Genomic DNA, 8092 nt, shown 5'->3' on the forward strand with positions numbered 1-8092 from the left:
GGCGTCCTGCCCAACCCGCCCGAGGCATGCCTCGGGCCCATGGCGCCTGCGGTCCTGCCTGCCCACCCCGACCCGGCCTGCCATGCAGCGCGTCGGCGGACGGCAAGAGCTGTGTTGTCATCGGGACGGAATTGGGGGACAGAGCCGTTTTCCTGCGGAAAACGGCTCTGTCCCCGGGAGAGGTGAAGCTGTTGCTGTTGCTTTTGCTCTTGCTCTTCTTTCTTCAATCCGGGGTTGACGCGCGGGAAACTGTCCGTGGCCGGGCGGGTGGGTTGCGCAGGGGTGTCCGCGGCATGGATGCCGCGGCCAAGCCCCCATGGACGGGTTAACGGCGTCCCCTGCGCAGCCCACCCGCCCGGCCCACCCACAGAATCCCGGCACACCGAGCGCACACCCCGAGGGGCTTCGCCGTTGGCTGGCGAACCGGGAACCCGGTAACCCCGGAAACGAAAACGCCCCGGCATGGGCCAGGGCGTCTCCGAAAGGCCAGGGTCAGAGCTCTTTTCCTTCGGAAAAGGGATCCGACCCCCGGTGGGCAGGAATCAGAACTCCTGCCAGTCTCCGTCTGCCAGCTCGGCGGCCAGGGCGCGGCCGCCGGTGCTGCGGCGGGCTGCAGGGGCTGCCTGGGCCGGTGCCGGGGTGACCGCGCGCGGGACCGGGGCCGGGGCGCGCGGGGCGACCGCGGTCTCGGCTTCGTCCACAACGAAGATCGACACGGCATCGCTCAGGTGGCCGGCCTGCTCTTCCATCGCACGTGCCGCTGCGGTGGCTTCTTCCACCAGCGCCGCATTCTGCTGGGTGGTCTCGTCCATCTGCACCACGGTCTGGTTGACCTGCTCGATGCCGGCGCTCTGTTCCTGCGAGGCCGCCGAGATTTCGGCCATGATGTCGGTCACGCGCTGCACCGAGGCGACGATCTCGCCCATGGTTGCGCCTGCCTTGTGCACCAGCGCCGAGCCGTCGTTGACCTTGCTGACCGAATCGTCGATCAGGCTCTTGATCTCCTTGGCTGCTGCGGCCGATCGCTGGGCGAGGGTGCGCACTTCGCTGGCGACCACGGCGAAACCGCGGCCCTGTTCACCGGCACGGGCGGCTTCCACGGCAGCGTTCAGCGCCAGGATGTTGGTCTGGAACGCGATGCCGTCGATGACCGAGATGATCTCGGAGATCTTCTTCGACGAGGCTTCGATGGCGGACATGGTGGTGACCACCTGGCCGACCACCTCGCCCCCCTGCGAAGCGACACTGTGTGCGCCGATGGCCAGCTGGTTGGCCTGGCGGGCGTGTTCGGCGTTCTGGCGGACAGTCGACGTCAGCTCCTCCATCGAGGCGGCGGTTTCTTCCAGGTTGGCTGCCTGCTGCTCGGTGCGGCGCGACAGGTCGCTGTTGCCCGAAGCGATCTCGCCTGCGGCCGAGCTGATCGCGCGGCTGGACTGCTTGATGCGGGTGACGATTTCGCTCAGCTGCGCGGTGGTCGAGTTGGCATCGTCACGTATGCGGGCGAACACACCCTGGTAGTCGCCGTGCATGCGCACGGTCAGATCACCCTGCGACAGGGCGGCCAGCAGGCCGGAGGTCTGTTCGATGCTGCTGGCGTTGGCGTCCAGCAGGCCGTTGATCTGCTGGGCCAACTGCAGGAAGAAGCCTTCCTTGCCGCTGGCATCGATGCGGCCGGCCAGATCGCCTGCGGCGGCCTGGGCGATGACGCGTGCCACTTCAGCCTCGACCTCGGCTTCCTGGGTGCGGTCGCGCCACTCCACCACGTAGCCGACGGTGTCACCGGCCTCGTTGCGGATGGTCGATGCCACCTGGGCGAACTGCGCATCGCCGTACTGCATCGGGCGGCGGGCCACGCCGTGGGCCTTGAGATTGGCCACCAGGCTGGCATCCATCTCGCCACGGTGTTCCAGCACGGTCGCCGGCTTGCCGACCAGCGACGCATGCGCGTCGAAGTCCGGCAGGTCGCGGCGCACGTCGTCCTGGTAGTGGGCCAGCGTCTGCTGCAGCGCGCGGTTGCTGTAGACGATGGTGTTGTTGTGGTCGGTCAGGTACACGCCGGTCGAGCTGTAATCGAGCGCGGTACGGATACGCAGGTTTTCGCGGGCGACGGCGGCATCGGTCTCGATACGCTCGCGCAGGTCGCGCTGCATGCGCTGCATGGCCTGCATCAGTTCGCCCACTTCATCCTGGCGGCTGACATCGATATGGCCGTCCAGTTTGCCGCCGGCGACATCGTTGGCGACCGAGACGGCGCCACGCACGCTGCCGACCAGGGCGCGGGCGAACAGCCACACCAGCACCAGGCCCAGTGCGGCGCCGCCGAGCAGGGCGATCACCATCAGCGTGGACGAGGCGGCGTAGGTGGAGGATGCCTCGTCGCGCGATGCGCGGGCCAGGCGGTTGTCTTCGGCGATCAGCGATGCCAGCGCATCAGTGGCCTTCCCGTGCTTGGTGCGGGTCTCGCCGACGAAGGTGTCGATGGCATCGTCCTGCAGGTCCAGCTCCAGCATTTCGGTGACGCTGTCATAGGAGGCCAGCGCGGCCTTCCAGTCGGCAGCGAACGCATCGAACAGTTTCTTCTGCTGGGCGTTGTCGATCAGCGTGGGGTACTCGACGATGGCCTTGTCCATCCGCGTGCGGATTTCCTTGGCACGGTTGCGTGCGTCGGCCTTGACGTCATCACTGGCGCGGATCAACTGCTGATAGGACGCGCTGCGGTACTCGCCGACCATGCCGCGCATTTCGCCGGCCATGCGGATGCTTTCCATCCGGGAGCCCGCCAGTTCGGTGGTCACATTGTTCAGTGAGTGCAGCCCGCGATAGGCGACGATGCCCTGCAGCAGCATCACCAGCAGGATGACACCGAAGGTCACCATCAGTTTCGGCATCAGTTTGAGGTTGTTGATCCACGGCATGGGCGTTGCGATCTCCTAGGGCAGACGCGCCCGGGCGTCTGGCCCGGTTGCAGCAGACCACGCCGGCGCGTGGCCGGCGTGGTGATGGACAGCGGATTACTTGATGTTGGCCAGCTTCAGGCCTGCCGGCGAGCTGACTTCGATTTCGGCGCGCGAGGCATCGCGCTGGATCTTGCCGATCACGCACACGGTCTTGCCTTCCAGGGTTTCCAGCGGGAAGTTGAACTTGCCGCGGTTTTCGCCGGCGATGCGTGCCGAGAAGGTGTGGCGGGGGAAGGCGCCGCCCATGTACAGGAAGGTCGGCTGGCCTTCGGAACCTTCCGCGTAGCGGGCCTTTTCGACCTTGCCACAGACCATGCCGTCCTTGCCGACCGAACGCGGGGCCAGTTCCGGCGGGATCATGTCGGCCGACTGGGCGAAGGCGGAGGAGGCGGTGGTGGCCAGGACGGCGACCGAAACGAACGCAAGCAGGGACTTCATCTGGGTGATTCTCCGGGGATTGGGAAGGGCGATCCGGCGTGGCGCGCTCCTTCGCGACCGGGCTCCTGTCCCCCTATCGGCTGCGCCGCAGGGAACTGAAGGGCTCTGTAAAAAAAACGTGAGCGGAGTCCGTTTGCTCAGGCGGCGGCGTCTTCGACCACGCTGGCCTGGCCCATGTCGGCGCTGTCCAGCAGGGTTTCGATGTCCAGCAGGATCAGCATGCGGTCGTCGTGGGTGCCGATGCCGGAGATGAAGCGGGTATCGACGGCGGCGCCGAATTCAGGGGTGGGGCGGATCTGTTCGGCCGACAGCGGGATCACGTCCGAGACGCTGTCCACGACGATGCCGACGACGCGGTCGTCCACGTTCAGTACGATCATCACGGTAAAGGCGTCGTAGCGCGCGTTTTCCAGGCGCAGCTTCAGGCGCAGATCGATGACCGGAACAATGGTGCCGCGCAGGTTGATGACGCCCTTGATGTAATCCGGCGCGTCGGGGACGCGGGTGACGGCATCGTAACCGCGGATTTCCTGCACCTTGAGGATGTCCACGCCATAGTGCTCGGCACCGAGGGTGAAGCTGAGGAATTCGCCATCTGCGCTGGCGGCGGAGCTGGTCTTGTCGTTCATCGAGGGTCCTGGTCTGCCGGAAGTGCCGGTGTCAGGCTCGATATCGGCCCCGTGCGGGGGGACTTTAGTGGGGCGTCATCCACGCATGGCGTGGATCTACCGGGGGCACTGGGCATCCACGCATGGCGTGGATCTACCGGGGCACTGGGCATCCACGCATGGCGTGGATCTACCGGGGCACTGGGCGTCCACGCATGGCGTGGATCTGCTTCGGCCCCGGATGGGTAGTGCCGGCCGCTGGCCGGCAATGGTGGACCCGCTTTGTTTCCAGCGTTGCCGGCCAGCGCCCGGCACTACCGGTCGGGTGGCGTTACATCTCGCCGTTCTGGCGCGCCTTGCGTTGGCGGTCGATGCGGAAGATGTAACGCTGGATGGCGCTGTCGCCACCGCGCGGCAGATCGTCAAAGCGCATGCCGATCCGCTTGACCTCGATCCCGTTGGGTTGTCGCTGGGGCAGCATGTTGCACACCACCAGGCTGATCTGCAGATCCGGGCCGTCGGGCATCGACAGCGTGGCGCTGTAGCGCTTCTGCAGGCTGAAGACCGCACAATCGCTGGCGACGGTCACCGCCAGGCCGCCGCCGCTGATGTCGACCACGCGCATGGACAGGGCCTCCGCACCGGCTTCCCCGGCCGGCAGCGCCAGTTGCGGTGAATCGGTGATGGGGGTCTCCAGGCGGTACAGTTCGCGGCGCTGCAGGTGCACCAGTTCTTCGGGCAGGGGCGCGCGGAAGGCTACGTGGCCATCGTTGTCCACCCGCCGCAGGCCTTGCAGGCGGAAGCGCACCAGCACCCGTTCAAGCTGGGCAAAGCACAGCAGGTGGTCGGCCTGTTCGGCGGCGCGGTTTGACGCTTCCTGCGGGCTGCCATCCAACAGCAGGACGTCGTCGTCGTCGTCCAGCTCGAGCAGGGCAGTGGGGAAGGAGCGGTCGCGACCGTCGACATGGGCGTTGATCAACGAGCGCTGGTCGATGAGCGAACGCAGCAGCTGCCGCAGCTGGCGCGGGTTGCGCACCAGGAAGCGTTCGTCAGCGGCGTCGGCCGCGTGTGCGTCGTGCAGGTCGTTGTCGTGGCCGTCGGACATGGAATCTTGGTTCAGGGGCGGGGGCCGGCGCCCGTTGGCGCGTGGCTTGAAAGGGGTATCGGCCGTGACCGCCGATTATTAAGTGTGAAATACATCACGTTCTATAAGGGGCGTAGCGTCGAGCCTGCTCGACGGCGAGCGCTTCAGTCGAGCATGTTCGACGCTGTCTGCCGGGTCGGGATCGCGTTCGTTCATCTGGAAGCGTGCGACGGCCTCGGCCAGCAGGCCGGCCTGTTCGGCCATGCCGTGCGTGGCATGGGTGGATGCCTCCACCAGGGCGGCGTTCTGGCGTGTGGTGGCATCCATCTGCGCGATGCTGTGGTTGACCTGCTCGATGCCGGCGCTCTGTTCCTGCGATGCAGCGGAGATTTCGCCCATGATCTGGTTGACCTGCTGCACCGCCTGCACGATCTGCCCCATGGTGCTGCCGGCCTGCTGCACCAGGCTGGAGCCTTCGGCGACCTTGCCGACCGAATCATCGATCAGGTCCCTGATTTCCCTGGCGGCCGCCGCCGATCTTTGCGCCAGTGTGCGCACCTCGCTGGCGACCACGGCAAAGCCGCGACCCTGCTCGCCGGCACGGGCGGCTTCCACGGCCGCATTCAGGGCGAGGATGTTGGTCTGGAAGGCAATGCCGTCGATGACTGCGATGATCTCGGCGATCCTCTTCGAGGACGCCTGGATGGCTGACATGGTGCTGACGACCTGGCCCACTACGGCACCCCCCTGGCCGGCCACATCAGCCGCACCGCTGGCCAGTTGGTTGGCCTGGTGCGCATGCTCGGCGTTCTGGCGCACGGTGGCGGTCAGTTCTTCCATCGTGGCCGCCGTTTCCTCCAGGTTGGCGGCCTGCTGTTCGGTGCGGTCAGCAAGGTGTCCGTTGCCGCGCGAGAGGTCGCCGGCACTGCCGGTGAGCGTGGCCGACGCAGACTGGATGCTGCCGACGATGGCGGTGAGCTGGGCCACGGTAGTGTTGGCGTCGTCACGGATGCGCGCGTAGAGCCCGTGGAATTCACCGTGCATGCGCACGGTCAGGTCGCCGCGTGACAACGCCGCGAGCAGGTGCGAGATCTGTTCGATGCTGTACGCATTGGCATCGAGCAGGCCGTTGAGGCGTTCGGCCAGCTGCAGGAAGAACCCTTCCTTGCCGGCGGTGCCGACGCGGCCGCTGAAGTCGCCGAGCGATGCCGCTTCGACAATCTGGCCAAGCTCTTCCTCCACCTGCAGTTCAACGGTGCGGTCGGCCCATTCCACGACGAAGCCGTGGCGGTGCCCGGCATCGTCGATGATCGGGTTGACGATCAGGCGCATGCGGCGGCCGCCGACGCGGATCTGTGCGCGGTAGGTGCTGGTCAGGCCGTCGAGCAGCGCGGCCTGATGGGCCGGGTTGCGGTGGAAGATGTCGATGCTGCGCCCGAGCAGGTCGGTGGCATCGAACTGCGGCAGGTCGCGGCGCAGGTCGGCTTCGGCAGCGGCCAGCATGCGTTGCAGGGGCCGGTTGACGAAGACGATGTTGCGCTCGCGGTCGGCAATCATGACGTGGGTGGTGACAACGTCCAGCGCCGTGCGGATGCGCAGTGACTCGCCGTCGGCGGCATGTTCACGGGCACGCCGCTGCCGCAGCTGGTTGCCGGTCAGCACCAGTGCGGCGGCCAGCGAATCGCGCGGGAACCGTGCTGATTGCAGGCTGTCAGGCAGCGGCCGGTCTTCGGCCAGCCCGCGCGCCAGCTGGGCAAGTTGCTGGGGATCATGGCCGAGCAGCAGCAGCTGCCGACGCATCTGCACCGCCATCACCGACAGCAGGCCGGCCTCGACCACCACGTACAGTGCGTGCAGGGCCAGCACGCCCAGTCCACTGCCGCTGGCGAATACCGGATAGGGCAGGCCGCGCACCTGCAGCGCGTAGAACAGCGCGTGGTGCGCAGCAATCGCGGTGGCGGCGACCATGATCGGCAGCCAGTCGCGGTAGTACAGCAGCAGGGCAATCAGCACGATGACGGTGAAGTGGGTTTCCAGCTTCCCGTGCGTCTGGTGGATCAGCGTGGCCGACAGCACCATCCAGGCCAGGGCTACCGTACAGCGGCTGATGCGGGTACCGGGCAGGCCATGGATCTGCAGTGCGACCACCAGCAGGGTGGGCAGCGAGACCGCCAGCCATGGGCTCCATTGGCCGTTGTGTATGGCCAGGCCCAGCGAGGCCAGGACCAGACCCGCGGTGACGGCCAGGAACAGTCGGTCCGCGCTGGCCGACATGGCGCGCAGGAACGGCGGCGTTTCGTGGCCGGCCGGGGAAGAGGGGGGAGGGGAGAGTCCGTGCATGCGCTACTCCTTGCATGGGCATGGGGTGGAAAGAATGAGTGGCGCCTGCGGGCGGCGCAGCAGTTGACCAACCAGGGCGACGGCAGTGAGGGGGCTGCGGCTGCAGCCGGGCCCGAGCAGCGCTGGGCCGGCGTAGATCAGTCGCTGGTCGTGCAGGACCAGCCAATCGAAGGGCAGGGCGAGGGCGGTGTCGCGGGTGATGCCCCCCGGCGCGGGGACGGTGCCGATGGTGCAGGGGCAGTGGCCGGCCTGGCGCAGCAACACGGGGTGTTGGCGGCTGGCGGTGAGCATCGCCGGCGGGATCTGCGCGAGCAGCTGCGCGGCGGTCCAGTCGCCGGCTGCGCTCGCTTCAGTGCGGGCCGTCTGCAGCCAGAGGACGGGGAGTGTCCCGCCGAGCCAGGCGGCAAGCAGCGCGATGCCGGCCAGTGCTGGCCAGCGCGGGGCGGGTGCCCGTAGGGGTTCGGCGCTGGCGGGCATCATCGGGCCTGCTGGGGACGTTCTCAGATAGCGGCGTGACGGGGTGAAGCTGAAGGGGATGGATCACATGCATCCACGCATGTCGTGGATCCACCGGTTCACGGCATGGATCCATTGGGTTGAGGCCGATTTTCAGTAGATCCACGCCACGCGTGGATGCCGGGGTCGGGTGTCGGCGGGATGCATCC

6 protein-coding genes are annotated in these 8092 nt (G+C 67.2%); all 6 read right to left on the bottom strand.

What is annotated here, in order from left to right; genetic code table 11:
• Positions 1-542: 542 nt before the first annotated feature.
• The 6 genes from ACQKDV_RS16850 to ACQKDV_RS16875 all read right to left on the bottom strand — a co-directional run bounded on the left by ACQKDV_RS16850 (position 543) and on the right by ACQKDV_RS16875 (position 7907).
• Positions 543-2915: a methyl-accepting chemotaxis protein gene (locus ACQKDV_RS16850; RefSeq protein WP_427785253.1), complete on the bottom strand. Its 2373-nt coding sequence runs from the start codon at positions 2913-2915 to the stop codon at positions 543-545.
• A 96-nt stretch (positions 2916-3011) separates the two neighbouring features.
• A complete protein-coding gene (locus ACQKDV_RS16855; RefSeq protein WP_427785254.1) occupies positions 3012-3395 on the bottom strand; it encodes a hypothetical protein in 384 nt (127 codons plus the stop codon).
• A 137-nt stretch (positions 3396-3532) separates the two neighbouring features.
• A complete protein-coding gene (locus tag ACQKDV_RS16860; RefSeq protein ID WP_427785256.1) occupies positions 3533-4024 on the bottom strand; it encodes a chemotaxis protein CheW in 492 nt (163 codons plus the stop codon).
• 310 nt (positions 4025-4334) lie between these two features.
• The gene (locus ACQKDV_RS16865; RefSeq protein ID WP_427785258.1) at positions 4335-5108 is read right to left on the bottom strand and encodes a flagellar brake protein; all 774 of its coding nucleotides are present in this window, start codon (positions 5106-5108) and stop codon (positions 4335-4337) included.
• A 78-nt stretch (positions 5109-5186) separates the two neighbouring features.
• On the bottom strand, positions 5187-7427 hold the full coding sequence (locus ACQKDV_RS16870) for a methyl-accepting chemotaxis protein (RefSeq protein ID WP_427785260.1): 2241 nt from the start codon (positions 7425-7427) through the stop codon (positions 5187-5189).
• Between the two features lie 3 nt (positions 7428-7430).
• Positions 7431-7907 carry a hypothetical protein gene (locus ACQKDV_RS16875; protein ID WP_427785261.1) on the bottom strand — a complete coding sequence of 159 codons (477 nt, stop codon included), beginning with the start codon at positions 7905-7907 and terminating at the stop codon, positions 7431-7433.
• Between the last annotated feature and the right edge of the window lie 185 nt (positions 7908-8092).

The sequence above is a fragment of the Stenotrophomonas sp. NPDC077659 genome (genome assembly GCF_050268705.1).
Taxonomy (GTDB): Bacteria; Pseudomonadota; Gammaproteobacteria; order Xanthomonadales; family Xanthomonadaceae; genus Stenotrophomonas.

Excerpts from the sequence above, each read along its gene's own strand:
- ACQKDV_RS16850 (WP_427785253.1), bottom strand. The coding sequence starts at position 2,915 with ATGCCGTGGATCAACAACCTCAAACTGATGCCGAAACTGATGGTGACC.
- ACQKDV_RS16855 (WP_427785254.1), bottom strand. The coding sequence starts at position 3,395 with ATGAAGTCCCTGCTTGCGTTCGTTTCGGTCGCCGTCCTGGCCACCACC.
- ACQKDV_RS16860 (WP_427785256.1), bottom strand. The coding sequence starts at position 4,024 with ATGAACGACAAGACCAGCTCCGCCGCCAGCGCAGATGGCGAATTCCTC.
- ACQKDV_RS16865 (WP_427785258.1), bottom strand. The coding sequence starts at position 5,108 with ATGTCCGACGGCCACGACAACGACCTGCACGACGCACACGCGGCCGAC.
- ACQKDV_RS16870 (WP_427785260.1), bottom strand. The coding sequence starts at position 7,427 with ATGCACGGACTCTCCCCTCCCCCCTCTTCCCCGGCCGGCCACGAAACG.
- ACQKDV_RS16875 (WP_427785261.1), bottom strand. The coding sequence starts at position 7,907 with ATGATGCCCGCCAGCGCCGAACCCCTACGGGCACCCGCCCCGCGCTGG.